We start from the raw sequence: 18,292 nt of genomic DNA, 5'->3' as shown, positions 1-18,292 counted from the left end.
GCCCTCCAGTTGATTTCGCTTTCACAGCGCTTTATAAAGTAATACTGCCTGTAATTAATCCATAAATCGCAAAGAATGCTAAAGCACCAATTGCTACGGATGATGCTAATTCCACTCGAGTAAATATTTGCTTCGAACTCTTTTGCTTTTGAACATTGTAAAAAATAAAAATACCTGGCGCATATAAAGTCATTGTTAATAATAAATACTCTAAACCGGCTGCATAAACTAACCACACGCCATAAATACTTGCGATCAAGCCAATTATTATATTTTTATTTCGATCTGCTTCTTCAGACTTTAAGCTATGCTTCAGTTGATAAAATGCTGAAAAAGCATATGGGATTAAAATAGCTGAAGATGCTAAAGAGAATGCAAAGTTATACGCCTGATCAGAAACGACGAATGTTAACAAGAATATTTGTATTAAACCATTTGTTATCCATAATGAATTTACTGGAGCCTTATTTTTATTTTCTTTTGCGAACCATTTTGGAAATACTCCATCTTTAGCCGCTAAATATGGAATTTCAGAAGCGAGCAAAGTCCAACCTAACCAAGCACCTAATACAGAGATGACTAAACCTAAATTAATAAAGATAGCACCCCATTTTCCAACAACACTTTCAAACAAATAAGCCATAGCCGGATTTTTCAAACCTGCAATGTCTGCTTGCTGCATAAGTCCAAGAGACAATAATGTGATTAAAATGTAAATGATGAGTGTACCAATTAAGCCAATAACGGTTGCTTTCCCTACATCACTTCTATTTTTTGCTCGACTGGATAAAACAACAGCCCCTTCTACCCCAATAAATACCCATAAAGTTACAAGCATTGTACTTTTAACTTGGCTGCCAACTGCTCCCCATGAAAAAGAACCAGTTTGCCCCCAAAATCCATCTAAGAACGTATCAATATGAAACGCAAAGATTCCTATGACAATAAATACAAATACAGGTACTAATTTTGCGATTGTAGTTACTAAATTCACAAGTGCTGCTGATTGAACTCCACGTAAAATTAACATGTGAACACACCATAATAATACGCTTGCACCAATAATGGATTCTACATTTTGACCGCCTTCAAAGATCGGGAAGAAATATCCTAATGAAGAAAACAATAATGTACCGTAAGCTACATTCCCAAGCCAAGCAGATAGCCAGTATCCCCACGCACTATTAAACCCCATAAAATTACCAAACCCTGCTTTTGCATAGCTAAAAATACCACCATCTAAATCTGGCCGTTTTACAGTTAGATTTTGAAAAGATAATCCGAGTGCGATCATCCCAATTCCTGTTATAACCCAGCCAATAATAATGGCTCCAGCACCAGCACCTTTTGCCATATCACTCGCTAAATTAAAGGCTCCACCGCCAATCATAGACCCAACTACAAGAGCCGTTAGTGTAAACAACCCTAATTTCTTATCTTCACCCATTCCACTCACCTCTCTTTAATTGCAATAACAATACAAAAGCAATAGTGAATGATAGTGTCTAAAGGAGGAGAAAGAAGAAAGGAAGACTCCCTTTCTTCTTTACTCCATGTTTCCTAAAGTAGCTGCCATAACCGCTTTAATTGTATGCATTCTATTTTCAGCTTGATCAAATACTTTTGAATGTTTACTGCGGAATACTTCGTCAGTTACCTCCATTTCTTTCAACCCATATTTCTCATAAACTTCTTCGCCATACATCGTTTCAACATCATGAAATGCAGGTAAACAATGTAAGAAAATCACGTTTTCATTCCCTGTTGCTTTAATCATTTTCATATTTACTTGATAAGGTTTCAATAACTCGACACGTTCAGCAAATTTTTCTTCTTCCCCCATAGACACCCATACATCTGTATAAATTACATCTGCATTCGCAACAGCTTCTTCCACATTACTTGTTATCATTACTTGTTCATTATATTTTTTTGCTAAATCAATTACTTCTTGTGCAGGCCATAAAGATTCCGGTGTACAAATACGTACATCCATTCCAACGATTGCTCCACCAACTAGTAAGCTATTAGCAACATTATTTCGCCCATCGCCAACGTAAACGAGCTTCACATTTTTCAATTTCCCTATATGTTCTCTAATTGTTAATAAATCTGCTAGTGTTTGTGTTGGATGCCATATATCTGTTAATCCATTCCAAACTGGCACACCAGAATTTTGTGCTAAAGATTCTACAGTTTCATGATTAAATCCACGAAACTCAATTCCGTCAAACATACGCCCTAACACTTTTGCTGTATCCTCTACAGATTCTTTTTTCCCAAGTTGAATATCACCTTTCCCTAAATATTCAGGATTTGCCCCTAAATCTGTACATGCTACTGTAAATGCACAACGCGTACGAGTAGAAGTTTTTTCAAATAAGAGCGCTACATTTTTACCTTCTAAATAATGATGCGGGATACCATTTTTCTTTTTCTCTTTTAATTCTGCTGCCAAATCTAGAAAATATAACAATTCTTCTTGTGTAAAATCTTTTTCTGCTAGAAAGCTTCTTCCTTTTAAATTTGGTCTAGTCATTAACATAATTCATCCCTACTTTCTCCGTTATTTATACTAAATATCTTTACGAACAATTGGCATACTCATGCAACGTGGACCCCCACGACCACGAGATAATTCCGAACTTAGCACCTCAATCACTTCTATACCGTGTTCACGTAATAACGTATTAGATACATAGTTGCGATCATATGTAACAACTACACCTGGCGCAATTGCTAATGTGTTCGAGCCATCATTCCATTGTTCACGAGCAGAAGCAATTACATCTCCTCCTCCACATGGAATAAGAACTAATTCACTTAAGCCTAATACCTCTTTTAATGCTTCCATTAAAGAAGTACGATGTGTAATTTTAAGAGTTTCCTCATCTGATCCTTTTTCTAAAATATAAATATTCATATTCCCTTTTGGCCCTTGAATGGCTGGGTGAATTGTAAACTTGTCATAATCAACCATTGTAAATACTGTATCTAAATGCATAAATGCTCGACATTTTGGAATTTCTATTGCTAACACTTTCTTAATTTTATTTTGTCGGCTAAAGAGATTTTTAGCTAAACGTTCAATTGCTTTAGCTGAAGTACGAGCAGATACTCCAATCGCAATTGTTTCTTCATTTAAAATTAGCTCGTCGCCACCTTCAATCGGAAATTTATAATCACGATCTAACCAGATTGGTACATTATGTTTTGCAAATCTTGGATGATATTTAATGATGTACTCCATGAATAATGATTCACGTCTACGCGCTGGTTCTCTCATCTTATTTATCGTTAAGCCATCGCCCACGCTAGCTGCTGGATCACGAGTAAAATATAAATTAGGCATTGGATCTAAGTAAAACGGATAGTGATCTTCCATTAATTCATATAAATGTGTCTTCTTACTTGTTTCAATTTCGTTTTTCCGTACACCGCCCATAATTTTTTGAATTAATTCTTCATTTGAAAAGGAAAGTAAATATTCTTTTAAAGTTTGATGTGCAACATTTACGTCGGCCTGTCCTTCTTTTAAAATACGATCAACAAATTCTTCTCGAAGTTTTTTATCTACTAACGCCTCCGCGGCTAGTTTTTCTAAATAAAGAACTTCAACACCCCGATTGCGTAACGTTTGTGCAAAATAATCATGCTCTTTTTGAATAATTGGTAAGTATGGAATATCGTCAAATAATAATTGCTGCAAATAATCTGGCGTCAAGTTTTCCACTTCTTTACCCGGTCGTTTTAATAAAACCGTTTGTAATTCCCCAATTTCTGAAGTAACATGTATCGGATGTTTCATTTGTTGTACCTCCTTTTAAATATGTTTGATGTCTTACAAGTACATAATAAATGCTCTGTACTTTCATCTTTGTGAAAGCATCCACATTATCATTGTGAAATATTAAACAAGTTATTTTTTTAAAATCATACGAATATGTATTTTTATAACAAACTATCTTGCTTTCTCAATAAAAAATACATATATTACGCATATATGTTGAATATTTAACTTCCGTATTTAAACAAAAATCCTGTTTTTAATTTTATTAAAAACAGGATTTTTGCATCTAAATAATTAAATTTAATCTTTCTTCTATAATCTCCCTATCTGATTTCGACTGTGAAATTATAAGGCATGTATCATTTCCACATATACATCCTATTTTTTCTTTCCAATCTAACTCATCAAATAAAACACCAATAACATGTGCATTACCAGGTAATGTTTTAATAACCATTAATTGATCTACACAATCAATTTTTAAAACAACTTCTCGTAATTTTTTCTTTAACTTTATATCAGTTTGTAAATGCTCTTCTGAGAAAACTTTATATATCATTAATCCTTCTTGAGAAGGTACCTTCGTTAAGTTTAACTCACGAATATCGCGAGAAACCGTAGCTTGTGTTACTAATACATCTTTTTTTGCTAACAATTCTACTAATCTTTCTTGCTTATCTATTTCATACTCCTTTACAAATTGTTTAATTAACCGTTGTCTTTTTTCTTTTTTCATAAAAGACACCCCTTTTAATATTATAGCTCGCTATAATTTTCATCCGAAAGGGACAGAAAAGAATGTTGCGGAAACGTTCATAGTTTAACTGTAAATATTAAATCAAGCTAAATAAAAAAGAGAAGAACAATATTCTGTTCTTCCTTTTACATTGAAAATCGTTCAATTGTTTGTTTCAAATCAGTTGCTTGCTTCTCTAAATCCTTTAATAATTGATCGATTACTATCATATTTTTAGATTGTTGTAGCGTCACACGTGCTACTTCTTGCGAACCAGCTGACGTTTCTTCAGCAATTGCTGCTACAGCTTTTGTTTGTGCTCCTGTTTGATGAATATGGCTCACTTGTTCATTCATATAACTACTAATTTGCTGAGTTGCATCGGCTACTTCCATAACACTTGATGACATTTCTTTTAAAATTAATTCCGTAGCTTCCCCACGTTTCGCCTCTTCTTTAGCTATTTTCACTTGTTCTGTCATTTTCATTGCAACTTGTTGTACTTCATCTTGCATATTCCGTAATAACTGCGATATGTTTCTTGCAGAATGATCACTTTCATCAGCAAGTTTACGTACTTCTTCCGCAACAACCGCAAAGCCTCTTCCATGCTCTCCTGCGCGAGCTGCCTCAATAGAAGCATTTAGTGCTAATAAATTCGTTTGGCTAGCAATCGCACTCACAACAGACACAATATGTTCTACTTGTTTCATTCGTTCTTCTAACTTCTGTACATTTTGCATTGAATCTTCATTTTCTTTTGCCAATGTTTGAATACCTTGAATTAAAGACGTAAAGACACGAGTACTATGCCCTAAAGCTTCAACCATTTCTGAAGACAATGTATCAGACTGCTTCGCTTTTTCTTCTACTTCACTTGCAATAGAAGTCGTTGTATCAACAGCAGAAACAATTGCTTGAATTGATGCCGCTGATTGCTCAGCGCCTGAAGAAATCTCTGCAAGTGTCTCAGATACACCTTGCGCTTGTCTCGTTGCTTCGCCTGTTTGTTTTCTAATCTGCTGTACTTGATTATTTGTATACGAAAATGTTGTATCAATATTTTTTACCATGCCCCTTAAGTTTCCTAACATCATATTAAATGCAACACTTAAAGATTTAATTTCATCATCTGTCTTCGGTAATGGAACATCTTCACGAATATCACCCTCAGCTGCTTTTCTTGCCGCTTCCTCTAACTTGCGAAGCGGTTTAATTAAAAATACGGCTGCTCCATATGCTAAAATTCCAGACCATACTACCCCTAATAACATAACGATAATATTATATACAGTTTGACTTACATAACTTTGAAAATAATCGTATATCACGTAAATAAAAAATATACTTGTTGAATATGTAATGAAAGCTAAAACTGTAGTGAATAGCATAAGTTGTGTACGTAATCCAAAAGAAAATGTTTTTCTTTCTTTTTCCATCTTCCCTTTCCCCCTTTTTATAAGCAATATAAATACTACCTATATATTATTATCCATATTTTCATTATAGAAGGATATAAAGATTTTAAAAATCATTATTTCTTTGAATATCAAATTGCACGAAAAAAATAAAGGATTCTGACAATTTATGACTAATAACAGAAATACAGGGCAACATTTGTAAAATATATTTTTAACTGGGGGTTTTGTATGATTCAAGTTCGAAATCTAGTAAAATCATTCGGTTCACTTGATGTGTTAAAAGGAATTGATTTAGAAGTAAAAGAAAAAGAAGTTGTTGTTTTAATTGGTGCCAGTGGTTCTGGTAAAAGTACATTACTTCGCTGTCTTAACTTTTTAGAAATGTACGATGAAGGCGAAATTCACTTACAAGGTGAGCGAATTGATCCAAAGCATTCAAATTTAAATAAAGTCCGTGAAAATGTCGGTATGGTTTTTCAGCACTTTAACCTCTTTCCTCATATGACCTCACTAGAAAACATCATAGAAGCACCTATTCACGTAAAAAAATTAGAGAAAGCAAATGCACAGGATATTGGAAATCAACTTCTCCAAAAAGTCGGCCTTCAAGATAAAGCGGATGTAACTCCTCATCTTCTTTCAGGTGGTCAAAAACAGCGCATTGCCATTGCACGAGCTCTTGCAATGAGCCCTAAGATTATGCTATTTGATGAGCCTACCTCAGCTTTAGACCCTGAACTTGTTGGAGAAGTATTGCAAGTTATGAAAGAACTTGCTGAAGAAGGGATGACAATGGTTATTGTTACTCATGAAATGAATTTCGCAAAAGATGTAGCTGATCGCGTCATCTTTATGGACGATGGAAAGATTGTAGAAGATGCTCCGCCAGTACAATTCTTTTCAGCTCCATCACATGAACGGGCAAAACAATTTTTACGCAACGTTTTATAATGTAACTTTTGTTTCAAACGAAAAGGAATACATTCATACGGTGCACAACTAATCATCCAAATAAAATATTTCAATAACATACTAAAAAACCATCCGTATGATCAATATATAGGAGGGGTTTTATGAAAAGAAAACTATTAACCATTGTTGCGAGCATTACACTATGTACATCCTTCATACTAGGAGCTTGTAGCAAAGAAAGCTCTACTACTTCATCAAATAGTGAAAAAGAATTTCGCTATGCGATGAGTGGATTATACAAACCTTTTAACTATAAAGAAAATGACGGCAAACTTGTCGGCTTTGATGTAGAAATCGGTGAAGCTCTTGCTAAAAAGATGAACATGAAGGCTACGCCCGTTACAAACCCATGGGAAACGCTGATTCAAGGTCTTCAAGCGAAGAAATATGATGTAATACTGGGTAGTATGGCAATTACAGAGGAGCGCTTAAAAGCTGTTAGTTTCTCAAATCCGTACTATCGCTCTGGCGCCCAAATTTTTGTGGCTAAAAAGAATACCGCTATCTCTTCTCCAGAAGATTTAAAAGGTAAGAAAATTGGTGTTGTAAAAGCTAGTACCTTTAAAAATCTTGTTGCAAAATATACAGATCAAATCACAGAATATGACAGCGATATTACTGCTCTTATGGACTTAGAGCCTGGGCGTGTTGACGCAGTAATTACGGATCAAATGGTTGGTCTACGTATGATAAAAGAAGGAAAATCGAAGATAAAAGAAGCCGGAAAACCATTAAATCTTGATGAAATGGGAATTGCTATTCGCAAAGATGATAAAGAAATGGTTGAGAAAGTAAATAAAGCGTTAGATGAAATCATTAAAGATGGTACGTATGAAAAGATCAGTAAAAAATGGTTCGGGCGTAATATTCTCGGTGAAGAGGAAAAAACGAAGTAAGTTAGCCATTCAAAAGATTCATAAACAATGCCCCACTGATTAAATGTTCATTTTATGTGGGGCATTTCATTCTCTACTAAAATCTATACAATATGAGGTGAAACGCATGTTTGAAATTTTTATCTCTTCCTATCCCACACTCTTAAAGGCTACTATTGTCACATTACAATTAACATTAACTTCCCTAGTACTCGGTTCATTAATTGGATTATTATTCGCTTTCTTTCGAATCTCTAACAATAAAGTTTTAAATAGTATCGCTCATGTCTACATTGCTATTATTCGTGGTACACCTTTAATTGTTCAAATTGCCATTCTCTATTTTGGAATTACATCCGTTGTTGTTTTCACCCCTTTTTGGGCAGGTGCAATCGCTTTAGCAATTCATAACGGAGCATATATTACGGAAATTTTCCGTGGATCTATTCAATCCGTTGACCGGGGACAATTAGAAGCAGCTCGCTCTTTAGGCATGCCTTATCCTTTAGCTATGCGACGAATTATATTACCACAAGCATTTCGTCTGTCTCTTCCTCCTCTAGGAAACCAATTTATTATCGGATTAAAAGATTCTTCACTTGTTGCTTATGTAGGAATGTCCGAATTATGGGGTTCAGGTTTATCAATTGCAGCAGGTAATTTCCAACAATTAGATACTTACATAATCGTTGGTGCATACTATCTCATACTTGTTCTTCTATTTACTTATTTTGTTAATCTTTTAGAAAAACGACTACAACGAAAAGAAACTAACTCCGTCCAAGTCCATAAAAGGAACAAAAAGGAAGTTTCTTTATAAGAAAAAGCAAGCCTGAGATGGCTTGCTTTTTCATTGCAAAAATATATTAATTTTTACTGATTTACTTTTTTAATACTCTTTTCTTCTTCTATATGTTCCTCACGATATGAAATATTATGAGGATCTAGTCCATTTCCTAAAGAACCATAGAAATGCTCTCTATGCGGATCCACTAATTCACTTCCTTGATAATACACACGTGGTGTATTCCATAGCGCTGCCAAAGCTTTTGTCATCGGCATCTCATGATAGCGTTCCGGCCACATTTCTTTAATCTTCTCTTTTACTAACGGATAGTATTTAGAACTCATAGCGGGAAACAGATGATGTTCTGTATGATATGAGAAATTGAAATGTAAAACGTCTACCCAGCGCGGCACTGTTACTGACAAACAGTTTGCTAACGGATCATTTACTGGAACAATTGGATTTAAGCGGTGATTTGTTGCGATATATGCCATTACAATAAAGTTAGCAATTAACAACGGAATGACATATGCAAATAACCATTTTCCAGGTCCCATAATAAACAATAAACTAATCCAAACTGTCCAAGGCAAAAGAAGTTGAAGCCATACAGATTTTTGATTGGATGACTTGAACTCTTTTATAAAATGAAAGAACATTCGAGTCGAATGCAATGTAAATTGAATTGTTAGTGACAAAAAACTAAAGAATGAACGTACATGTAAAGGCATACGATATACCCAACTCAAAAACTTACTCTTCTTAAGTTTCTCAAGTGTCGGCCATGCATCTGGATCATTCTCTTCATGCTGTGTATGAACATGATGCGTTGCATTATGCCACTTTCTCCAAAGCTTTGGCCCTGTTGATAATGGCATAAATGCAATCGCGCCTAAGAAGTCACGAAGCCATGCCTTTCTTACAACAGTTCCATGTAAAATTTCATGCCCTAAAAATCCTAGTGAAGCAAAACATAATCCAAGAACAATCGCAATTCCTAGATTCGCCCACACATTCAATTCAAATACACCAATCGATATTAATCCCGCCAATGCCACAAGCAAATAAGCCAGTCCACCAAATAAACGAGTAGGCACTGGTTTAAATGCTTTTTTCGGCAAATGTGGTGATACACGTGCTGCATACCACCCAAACGTATGAAGCTCCTTCATCCTTTTGCTCCTTTCTTATGCCGCGCCTTGCGCAACTTACATATATCAATTCTTGCTTCCAGATTGATTTTACTAGATGATCCAAAAAGCATCTACTATAAGGAAAATATACTCACTCTATCGTCACTTATTTTTCGCTTTTATTATCAATGAAAAACATTTCTCTTTTTACTCTCTATCAACCTTTCCACATGATGAATCATAACAATAGAATTTCTATATTGTCAACACCTTTTATGACCTAGTAATAAAAGGTGGTTATATTTTTATAATCATACTTTATTTCACTAAAGAAAATGTATAGATTCCATAAGGATTTACCCACTATATATAGACATTTTCTTAAACGCCATAGACTCTATCTCATTCAATAACTCCCTATGTAATCAACAAACAGAATCACTTGAATTTAGTTTTATATAAATCCTACTACATCATAATGCCCCACCTAATTAATTATATTAAAATAATTTATAACCTCTTTTAATAAAAATAGACTACTTCTAAAACAACACACATGAATTTCATATAATATGGAAATATTAAAAGGAAAATTGTTCTAAAATCAGGAGGTTTCCGCAATGACAAGTGATACATTTCCACAACTGCCGCTATCTTATTGGATTGAATCTACTCAGTTTCCTACTTTCCCTCGTTTATCCGAAAATATAAAGACGAAAGTTGCTATTATCGGTGCTGGTATTACAGGTATTACTACTGCCTATTTACTTGCAAAAGAAGGCATCGATGTTGTTTTAATTGATTCTGGTCGTATTTTAAATGGAACGACTGGGCATACAACAGCGAAAGTAACAGCACAACATGATCTTATTTATGATGAATTAATAAATCATTTCGGTGTAGAAAAGGCCCGGCTTTACTATGAATCAAATAATCAGGCTCTACAATTCATAAATAAAACTGTTCAAACATATAAAATCGACTGTAATTTCTCAAATGAAGATTCATATTTATATACAACTACTGATAACGGATTAAGAAATTTATCGAAAGAATATGAAGCTTATCAAAAATTAAATATACCTTGTGACTATGTTCAATCTCTATCGATTCCTATTCCAGTACAATCTGCGCTTGTAATGAAAAATCAAGCACAATTCCATCCCCTTCTTTATTTAAAAACACTTTTAGAAAAGTTTGTGGAGATGGGCGGAAAGGTCTACGAACAAACAACAGCTATGGATGTGGAAAAGGGCGATTATTCACAAATAATTACAAAAGAGGGCCATCATATCACTTGTGAATATGTCGTCTCTTGTTCACATTTTCCTTTTTATGATGCAAATAGCTTTTTCTTTACGCGAATGTACGCAGAACGCTCCTACGCTCTTGCAATAAAAGCAAAAACGGAGTATCCAGGTGGCATGTATTTAAGTATTGATGATCCAAAGCGCTCCTTACGCTATATAACAAACAATGGAGAAAAATTAATTTTGATTGGCGGAGAGAGTCATAAAACAGGTCAGGGAATAAATACGATGCTTCATTATGAAGCACTCTATTCTTTTGCTGAAGCCACTTTTGGAATAGATGAAGTTCCTTATAGATGGTCAGCACAAGATTTAATTACTCTAGATAAGCTTCCTTATATCGGACATATTAACGAAAGAAATCCAAATATATTTGTTGCAACTGGATATCGCAAATGGGGAATGACAACTGGAACTGCTGCCGCTCACCTACTGAAGGACTCCATCCTAAAAGTTCACAGTCCCTATAAAGAACTGTATGCACCATCACGCTTCCATGCAAATCCAGATATAAAAACGTTCCTCTCCCAAAACATTGATGTTGCGAAACATTTAATTGCAGGAAAGATTGAAACCGCATTACGTAAGCCAGAAGATCTCGAAGTTGGTGAAGGATCTGTCGTACATGTTAACGGTAAACGAGCAGGTGCTTATAAGGACAAAGAAGGAAAATTACATATCGTCGATACAACTTGTACACATCTCGGCTGTGAAGTTGAATGGAATAATGGTGATTGTACTTGGGATTGCCCTTGCCATGGTTCTCGTTTTTCAATTGAGGGAGACGTTCTTGAAGGCCCAGCAGATCAACCGTTAAAACGAGTTGATAATGAGTAAACAAATAAAGAAGTTCAACAAAATTACTGTTGAACTTCTTTATTTGTTATAAACCCTTTTCAGATAAAATTCGACACAAGGAGGAAAATATTAACATTAAATAAAATAATATATTCATCTACAAATTAAAAGGGGTGAATATTATGCAACCTTCAGCTCCACCTCATCTAGAATCTACAGAAACTATCTTTCCAAGCTCTATTACAAAACTTGTTGTTTTTATTTGTTGGCTAGCCATTTTAGCTGATGGATATGATTTAGGTATTTACGGTGCCGTTCTACCAAAGCTCCTAGAAGACAAAAGCTGGGCGCTATCACCAGCGCATGCTGGTACAATTGCAAGCTATGCTTTATTTGGGATGTTTATTGGGGCTATTCTAGTTGGAACGATTACAGATCTAATTGGGCGTAAATGGACGCTTATATGCTGTTTAGCACTTTTTTCTATCACAATGGGTTTAGCGGCTATCGCTCCTTCTCCTGAGTTATTTGGATTATCTCGATTTATAGGAGGAATCGGATTAGGCGGTGTTATCCCAACAGCTTCAGCACTTACTGTTGAATATTCACCAAAAAAAAGGCAATCTTTTATTTATGCTCTTATGTTTACTGGCTATCCTTTAGGTATCGTGTTAGGTGCTATTTTGTCCATGCTTATGTTAGAAGATTTCGGATGGAGAATTATGTTTGGTATCGGAATGATTCCACTACTCCTCATTCCTTTCATTATTCGCTATTTACCCGAGTCCATTCAATTTTTATTATCACGTAATCGCCAAGAAGAAGTGAACCAAATTCTTAATCGTTTTCAAATTGAATTTCATGTAAAAGATAAAACTCATCAAGACCCATCTACTATACGAAAGAAAAATGGATTTTTTACTTTATTCTCAAAAGAATACATAAAAGCAACGCTACTTTTTTGGATCACTTATATAATGGGAATGTTTTTAATATATGGTTTAAACACTTGGTTACCACAGATGATGCGCCAGGCAGGATATCCTCTTGGGTCTAGTCTGTCATTTCTACTTATGCTAAATATTACCGCAGCTATCGGCGCACTATTCGCTGGAGCAATTGCTGATCGTATAGGAGCAAAAATTGTTATTAGCATCTCTTATCTTATGGCAGCCATATGTATCGGACTATTAACAATCAAACCATCTGTTACAATCATTTATCTTTTAATTGGCCTTGCTGGTATTGGATCAGTCGGTATTACTCAAATATTAAATGCATATGTAACACAATACTTCCCATCACATATCCGAGCTACCTCCTTAGGCTGGGGACTGGGGCTTGGCCGAGTTGGTGCAATTGCTGGCCCAATTCTCGTCGGTATTATTATGACAATGCAATATGACTTAGCATGGAATTTTTACTTATTCTCCTTTGCAGGTCTTATCGCAGCTATATCTGTTTTCTTCATTCCTACAAAATAAAAAGAGCACAAACTTACTTGTGCTCTTTTTCATATGCTTCAAACAACATATCTCGAAACAATGTATTTAAACTCTCAATATCGATTCCTGATCCCTTTTCAATTCCTTTTACATATTGCTGATAGTAATGAATTTGTTCTTCTAAAAATTGATTTAACACCTTAATTTTCAATCCAACATCTAATTCAGTACCTGCTTTTTTCTTTATTAACAACTTTTCAATTTCATCTAATACGCTACGTTCTAATGATAATTCTGTAATTAATCGATCAAATTCTACAGGAGGTAAAGTCGTTTTCTCTTCTAGCCACTTACAAGCTAAAATGGGACGTAATACATAAAAGTACTTTTTCAGCTTTACATTCTCACCTTGCAAAAATTCACGATAATTTTTCGAAGCCATATGTAAATAATGATATATCGTTGCTTTTGGATCAAAATTCTTCTCACTCATCTGTTGAAGTAGTTCTGGAAAATTAGAGTTTTTCGAATAAAAAATTGGTGATCGAATCCACTCAAGTAAAGCAGGATTCGACTTCGCGAATAGTTGCAACGCCTTTTTAATATCCCAACCACTTATATCTAAATCATCACTAATTGGATACTCAATTACATCTCGTTTGTCATGAATTGATAAATACCATTCTACCGGATGTATATAAACAAACCTAACATCATAATCGCTATCTTTCGATGGAAACCCCCAAGCACGACTCCCTGATTCCACCGCAAATAAAATTTTTACATCATTCTCTTTTTCAATTCTTTCTAACTCCAACTCGATTTTCTCTCTCATTTCATAACATCTCCATTTTTTGATTATTTCCTTGGAAATTCGACAATACACTATTAATTTTACTACATACTAAAAAAACTGTCAGAAATTACTGACAGCCTAATGAAACGTCTATTGTTGCTGTTCAATTACAGTAGCAGCAATTCGTTCAAACTCTTTTTGAATCTCCTCTTTATATGCATCTACTATTGAAAAATCCATAGCAGCAATATAAATTCGTTCTAATTTATCACGAACCGATTTTGCTTTCGCTAAGAAAGACATCGCCTCATTCATTTTTGCTTTATATTGAATGGAGACATCACGAATTTCCTTCGCATATTTCTCATCCGTCCCTGGCGTAACAATAAGGGCATACATATCAATAATTTCATCACCCTCGCGACTTGGAAAATATTCATGTGGTGCGGTGCTATCAAAAATTGCAAATCCTAATTCTCTTACGATAACCATATCAAGACTATTCGGGTCAAATCCGCAATGATATACTTCAACTTCAAACCCTTTTTCTTCAGCTGCCTTAGCTAACTTTTTGAGCATCGTTGATTTTCCAGAGCCTGGGCGCCCTTTTATAAAATAACGATGTGGTAACCCTTCTGTTAAATTAGGAACAAAATCAACTGCTCCTTTCGGTGTAGCAGCTCCTAAAAAACGATGTTTTACAAGCGATTGTCTCCCGCTTTTATCTGCAAATAATTTCTGGATTAGCTGATTGGTTAGTTCATTTGCTTTATTAAAATCTATATTATCAATATATATCTTCTCCCACTCATCATGTATAACCAATGCCTCTTTAAAACGTGCGTAAGCAGACTGAAAAGCTTTGCTTGCTTCTGAAACAAATCTTTCAATTTCTAACTTCTGCTTTCTTAGTTTATCTGAGTCCCAAGCAATTCCTAAATTTATATACTCTTCAACAACTCCTGGCATTTTTGGCTCAATAACATGCGGCGATGTCCCATCAACAATTCCTACTTTTAATTTTGGGATAATTACACCATCAACCGATTTATTATCAGAAGAACAATGTAAAAATTCAATATCATATCCTTTTTCAATCCATTCACGACCTATTGCCTTTATTAAAGAAGATTTTCCCGTTCCTGGGCCACCCTTTAAGATAAATAATCTGTCTAATCCTTTTAAATTCTCTTCGTATAAATTGTGAAATCCCCTAGCTGTATTACCACCAGCATAATAATTTAATACATTTCCTGTCACTGCACTCACTCCTTCGCAGCATTCTATTTACATAAGCTACAATATGCGAGCAGCTTTATTTGGGTGAATACCTATTTTGTATTGCACGCAAAAAGGAAATGAATTACAATTTAACTATCGGAAAATTCCGATTTTAAAAACTGAATACTTCTTTATCAAGAGAGGCAGAGGGACCGGCCCTTTGAAGCCCAGCAACCTCAGTTTATACAAACTGAATAGGTGCTAATTCCTGCAAAATGCAATGCATTTTGGAAGATAAAACTCAACTAGCATGTAAAGCTCATCTTTCTTGATACTGAAGGATGAGCTTTTTATTATTTGAAAAACATATATTGGAGGTATGTAAAATGAAAGTAATTGATTTATCACAAACATTTGAAAATAATATGTCTCAATTTCCTGGAACACCTAAAATACAACTAGAAGCTGTTACAAGTGTTGAAGAATCAGGATATCAAGTTACAGATTTTCATTCTGTCGTTCATGTTGGCACGCATTGTGATGCTCCTGCGCATTTTATTTCAGGCGCAACGACCATCGATCAATTACCGCTGGATCAATTTGTAGGTGAAGCTGTTCTTATAGATGTAACACATATTCAAGAGCGAAAATTACCTAAGACAGTATTGCATAATACTGACATAAAAGAAGGTGATATTGTTATTTTTCATTCTAATCTATCCACAAAATGGAATACAGAAGCTTATGAGAAGGAAGCATTTTATCTTTCTGAAGAATTAGCTAAAGAACTAGTGCGATTAAAAGTAAAATCTATCGGTTTAGATTTCATTTCTCCTGATGAAGTCACAACAGAAACATCACCGATTCATCACATATTACTAGGGAATGATATTTACTTAATTGAAAACTTAACAAATCTAGATGCTATCGAAGCAAAACGTTTCTTTTTCTCAGCAGCACCTTTAAAAATTAAAAATAGTGACGGTGCTTTCGCAAGAGCATTTGCTGTTATTTTTTAAACATAGCCTATAAAAAAAGCAAAGGCCACTACTGGTCTTTGCTTCTATATTTTCTATTTAAATTAAGAAAGAATTGTTCCACACGAGGACGCACCCAAGCTAAACAATCTATCTCTTTCTTCTTTGTGCAAGCTATCTCTTCTCCATCTACCATTTCAACAAGTTCTAGTTCTAACAGTTGCCTCGTGAATGCTAACATATTCACTTCTTCGGATGGATACTCTTCTTTTAATTTCTCCTCAATTTCCCCCAATAAAAAACCGTCACGCATCATTGCCAATGCATCAATCCAAAGTGGCGGCATTTCATATTTTTCTCCTGTAATTGTATCTTTTACAATATAATTCTTTTGCTCTTTTCGAAATTGAATCGTGTGTAAACATACAGTCGAATTTAATGTTAATTCCATCATACCACCTCTTTCATAATATCTGCATAGAAAAAAGGATGCGTGTGCACCCCTTCTTATCTTTTCATAACACTACTGAACCGCTACATGAGCAATCAATCTCATGTCGATATTTTCCTCCATTATAAACGAAGTATTTTATAAAAAAAACCCTTCTTGAAACATTTTATAAAATGTTTATATTTACACAACAAGAACACTTTTCTGAAAAATCTTTTCTCCCAATACATTAAAAGGTCGGCAAAAAAATTTCTACTTTCGTTCCTACTCCTACACTACTTTGGATCGTGATACTCCCTTGATGTTCCTTAATAATTTTATATGTAATCATTAATCCAAGTCCTGTACCAGTCTCCTTTGTTGTGTAAAACGCCTTGCCAATTTTTTCTAACTTCTCATTCTCTATACCAAATCCTTGGTCTTCAACAGAAATACACAAATGTCCTTGCGTTTTTTGATATGCACGGATATGAATTTCTCCACCCTCTGGCATTGATTCTATTCCATTTTTAATGATATTTAATAACACTTGTTTTAATTGCTTATCATCACCGTTTATAACCGGTAAATTCCCATCTACTTGTAAATGACATTTAACTCTATATTGCGTTGCATAACTTTCCATTAGATGCACAACATATAGAAGGATGTCTCGTATATTACACCTTTCATAATTTGTTGGCTTTGGTTTTCCTAACAACATCAATTCACTAACAAATCCATTGACTCTTTCAATTTCTTGTAGCATAATGTCGTAGCTCATCGTATCAGTTGGATTTCTTTCTTTTTGCATTTGCGTAAACCCTTTTAACGCTGTTAACGGATTTCGAATTTCATGAGCAATTGTTGTAGACATAGTCCCAATCACAGCTAAATTTTCCGTCTCTTTCATATTGTTCATCATTTCAACCACTGTTCTTACATAAGATTGAAATCGTTTTAATAAAGAATGTGAAATAATGAAATAAAATACACATAAAACAAGTGGAATTATCACTTTTAAATCTTGTAATAGCAATGTGAAAAATACGTACTTTCCAATTACACTAAAGGACACTAAATAAAAGTATTTTCTATTCACGAAAACCGGGGCAAATAAAATTAATAACATTTCTACCATACTGCCATGTTCAAAAGGTCTATCCGTTCGTAAATAAATCATTAAATTATTCACAAGATTGATAAACATGTACCCAAATAAAAATAAATATTTTACAGAATATACATACCCTCTTTTTTGAAGATATATAGAAATAGGAAATAATGCTATTACAAATATAGGCACACCTATCCCAAGACTACCTTCTGGCCAACCTACCGCTGTTCCACTAATATTCATAGCAGGATATACAAAATAATATATAGCGTCATATAAAAAGAATATAATATAAAATAATAATATAAATACCTTTAAGGCTCTTCTTTCTTCATAAATCAAGCTCTTGTATTTATTCATATAAAAACTCCCCTTGATCGATACAAAAAACTTTCATTGTTATCTCCTTAAAGTATAAGTATGAAATTGCTTTCAGGGCAATATTTAACCTTATAATACTGAAAGGAAGGAGATCTCTCCTTCC

The 18,292-nt window shown here is 34.4% G+C and carries 15 protein-coding genes, 2 pseudogenes and 1 riboswitch; of the genes and pseudogenes, 6 read left to right on the top strand and 11 right to left on the bottom strand.

Annotated elements, in window-relative coordinates; all coding sequences use genetic code 11:
- Positions 1 to 31: 31 nt before the first annotated feature.
- The 6 genes and pseudogenes from arcD to ACUL40_RS21830 form a co-directional block, all read right to left on the bottom strand.
- Complete coding sequence (gene arcD / locus ACUL40_RS21855) at positions 32 to 1,447, bottom strand: arginine-ornithine antiporter (protein WP_000503412.1); 1,416 nt, start codon at positions 1,445 to 1,447, stop codon at positions 32 to 34.
- Positions 1,448 to 1,546: 99 nt separating this feature from the next.
- A complete protein-coding gene (argF, locus tag ACUL40_RS21850; protein WP_445423006.1) occupies positions 1,547 to 2,545 on the bottom strand; it encodes an ornithine carbamoyltransferase in 999 nt (332 codons plus the stop codon).
- Between the two features lie 30 nt (positions 2,546 to 2,575).
- Entirely contained in the window at positions 2,576 to 3,808 is a 1,233-nt protein-coding gene (gene arcA, locus ACUL40_RS21845) for an arginine deiminase (protein WP_000682331.1), read from the bottom strand.
- Between the two features lie 268 nt (positions 3,809 to 4,076).
- Positions 4,077 to 4,526 (bottom strand): arginine repressor, encoded by a 450-nt coding sequence (gene argR, locus ACUL40_RS21840; protein ID WP_000711824.1) that lies wholly within the window; start codon positions 4,524 to 4,526, stop codon positions 4,077 to 4,079.
- Between the two features lie 146 nt (positions 4,527 to 4,672).
- Positions 4,673 to 5,245, bottom strand: a pseudogene (locus tag ACUL40_RS21835) (methyl-accepting chemotaxis protein); the annotation flags it as partial.
- A 369-nt stretch (positions 5,246 to 5,614) separates the two neighbouring features.
- A pseudogene (locus ACUL40_RS21830) lies at positions 5,615 to 5,800 on the bottom strand (HAMP domain-containing protein); the annotation flags it as partial.
- A 375-nt stretch (positions 5,801 to 6,175) separates the two neighbouring features.
- On the opposite strand from ACUL40_RS21830, the gene ACUL40_RS21825 reads away from it, so the two are divergent.
- The 3 genes from ACUL40_RS21825 to ACUL40_RS21815 all read left to right on the top strand — a co-directional run bounded on the left by ACUL40_RS21825 (position 6,176) and on the right by ACUL40_RS21815 (position 8,614).
- Complete coding sequence (locus tag ACUL40_RS21825; protein WP_000616927.1) at positions 6,176 to 6,898, top strand: amino acid ABC transporter ATP-binding protein; 723 nt, start codon at positions 6,176 to 6,178, stop codon at positions 6,896 to 6,898.
- A 122-nt stretch (positions 6,899 to 7,020) separates the two neighbouring features.
- Positions 7,021 to 7,815 (top strand): ABC transporter substrate-binding protein, encoded by a 795-nt coding sequence (locus ACUL40_RS21820; protein WP_000823765.1) that lies wholly within the window; start codon positions 7,021 to 7,023, stop codon positions 7,813 to 7,815.
- 43 nt (positions 7,816 to 7,858) lie between these two features.
- Complete coding sequence (locus ACUL40_RS21815) at positions 7,859 to 8,614, top strand: amino acid ABC transporter permease (protein WP_002025246.1); 756 nt, start codon at positions 7,859 to 7,861, stop codon at positions 8,612 to 8,614.
- A 53-nt stretch (positions 8,615 to 8,667) separates the two neighbouring features.
- On the opposite strand, the gene ACUL40_RS21810 is transcribed toward ACUL40_RS21815, so the two are convergent.
- A complete protein-coding gene (locus tag ACUL40_RS21810; RefSeq protein WP_000661226.1) occupies positions 8,668 to 9,753 on the bottom strand; it encodes a fatty acid desaturase family protein in 1,086 nt (361 codons plus the stop codon).
- A 581-nt stretch (positions 9,754 to 10,334) separates the two neighbouring features.
- On the opposite strand from ACUL40_RS21810, the gene ACUL40_RS21805 reads away from it, so the two are divergent.
- Together ACUL40_RS21805 and ACUL40_RS21800 are read left to right on the top strand one after the other, a co-directional pair.
- Entirely contained in the window at positions 10,335 to 11,861 is a 1,527-nt protein-coding gene (locus ACUL40_RS21805; protein ID WP_000199986.1) for an FAD-dependent oxidoreductase, read from the top strand.
- A gap of 143 nt (positions 11,862 to 12,004) precedes the next feature.
- Positions 12,005 to 13,306, top strand: coding sequence for an MFS transporter (locus ACUL40_RS21800; protein WP_001183082.1), 1,302 nt, complete (start codon positions 12,005 to 12,007; stop codon positions 13,304 to 13,306).
- 13 nt (positions 13,307 to 13,319) lie between these two features.
- Here ACUL40_RS21800 and ACUL40_RS21795 read toward each other — a convergent pair whose 3' ends face one another.
- A complete protein-coding gene (locus ACUL40_RS21795) occupies positions 13,320 to 14,102 on the bottom strand; it encodes a nucleotidyltransferase domain-containing protein (RefSeq protein WP_001208237.1) in 783 nt (260 codons plus the stop codon).
- A 111-nt stretch (positions 14,103 to 14,213) separates the two neighbouring features.
- The gene (locus ACUL40_RS21790; protein WP_017657398.1) at positions 14,214 to 15,323 is read right to left on the bottom strand and encodes a PRK06851 family protein; all 1,110 of its coding nucleotides are present in this window, start codon (positions 15,321 to 15,323) and stop codon (positions 14,214 to 14,216) included.
- Between the two features lie 149 nt (positions 15,324 to 15,472).
- A riboswitch (SAM riboswitch) is annotated at positions 15,473 to 15,585 on the top strand.
- Positions 15,586 to 15,670: 85 nt separating this feature from the next.
- Here ACUL40_RS21790 and ACUL40_RS21785 point away from each other — a divergent pair.
- Entirely contained in the window at positions 15,671 to 16,303 is a 633-nt protein-coding gene (locus tag ACUL40_RS21785) for a cyclase family protein (RefSeq protein WP_006926178.1), read from the top strand.
- Positions 16,304 to 16,331: 28 nt separating this feature from the next.
- On the opposite strand, the gene ACUL40_RS21780 is transcribed toward ACUL40_RS21785, so the two are convergent.
- Both ACUL40_RS21780 and ACUL40_RS21775 read right to left on the bottom strand, forming a co-directional pair.
- On the bottom strand, positions 16,332 to 16,712 hold the full coding sequence (locus ACUL40_RS21780) for a hypothetical protein (RefSeq protein WP_000424116.1): 381 nt from the start codon (positions 16,710 to 16,712) through the stop codon (positions 16,332 to 16,334).
- 229 nt (positions 16,713 to 16,941) lie between these two features.
- The gene (locus tag ACUL40_RS21775) at positions 16,942 to 18,168 is read right to left on the bottom strand and encodes an ATP-binding protein (RefSeq protein WP_074047951.1); all 1,227 of its coding nucleotides are present in this window, start codon (positions 18,166 to 18,168) and stop codon (positions 16,942 to 16,944) included.
- Between the last annotated feature and the right edge of the window lie 124 nt (positions 18,169 to 18,292).

The organism is Bacillus sp. KNSH39 (assembly GCF_052656585.1).
Note: the sequence above shows the minus strand (reverse complement) of the source record. Positions and strands in the feature narration are given on the sequence as shown.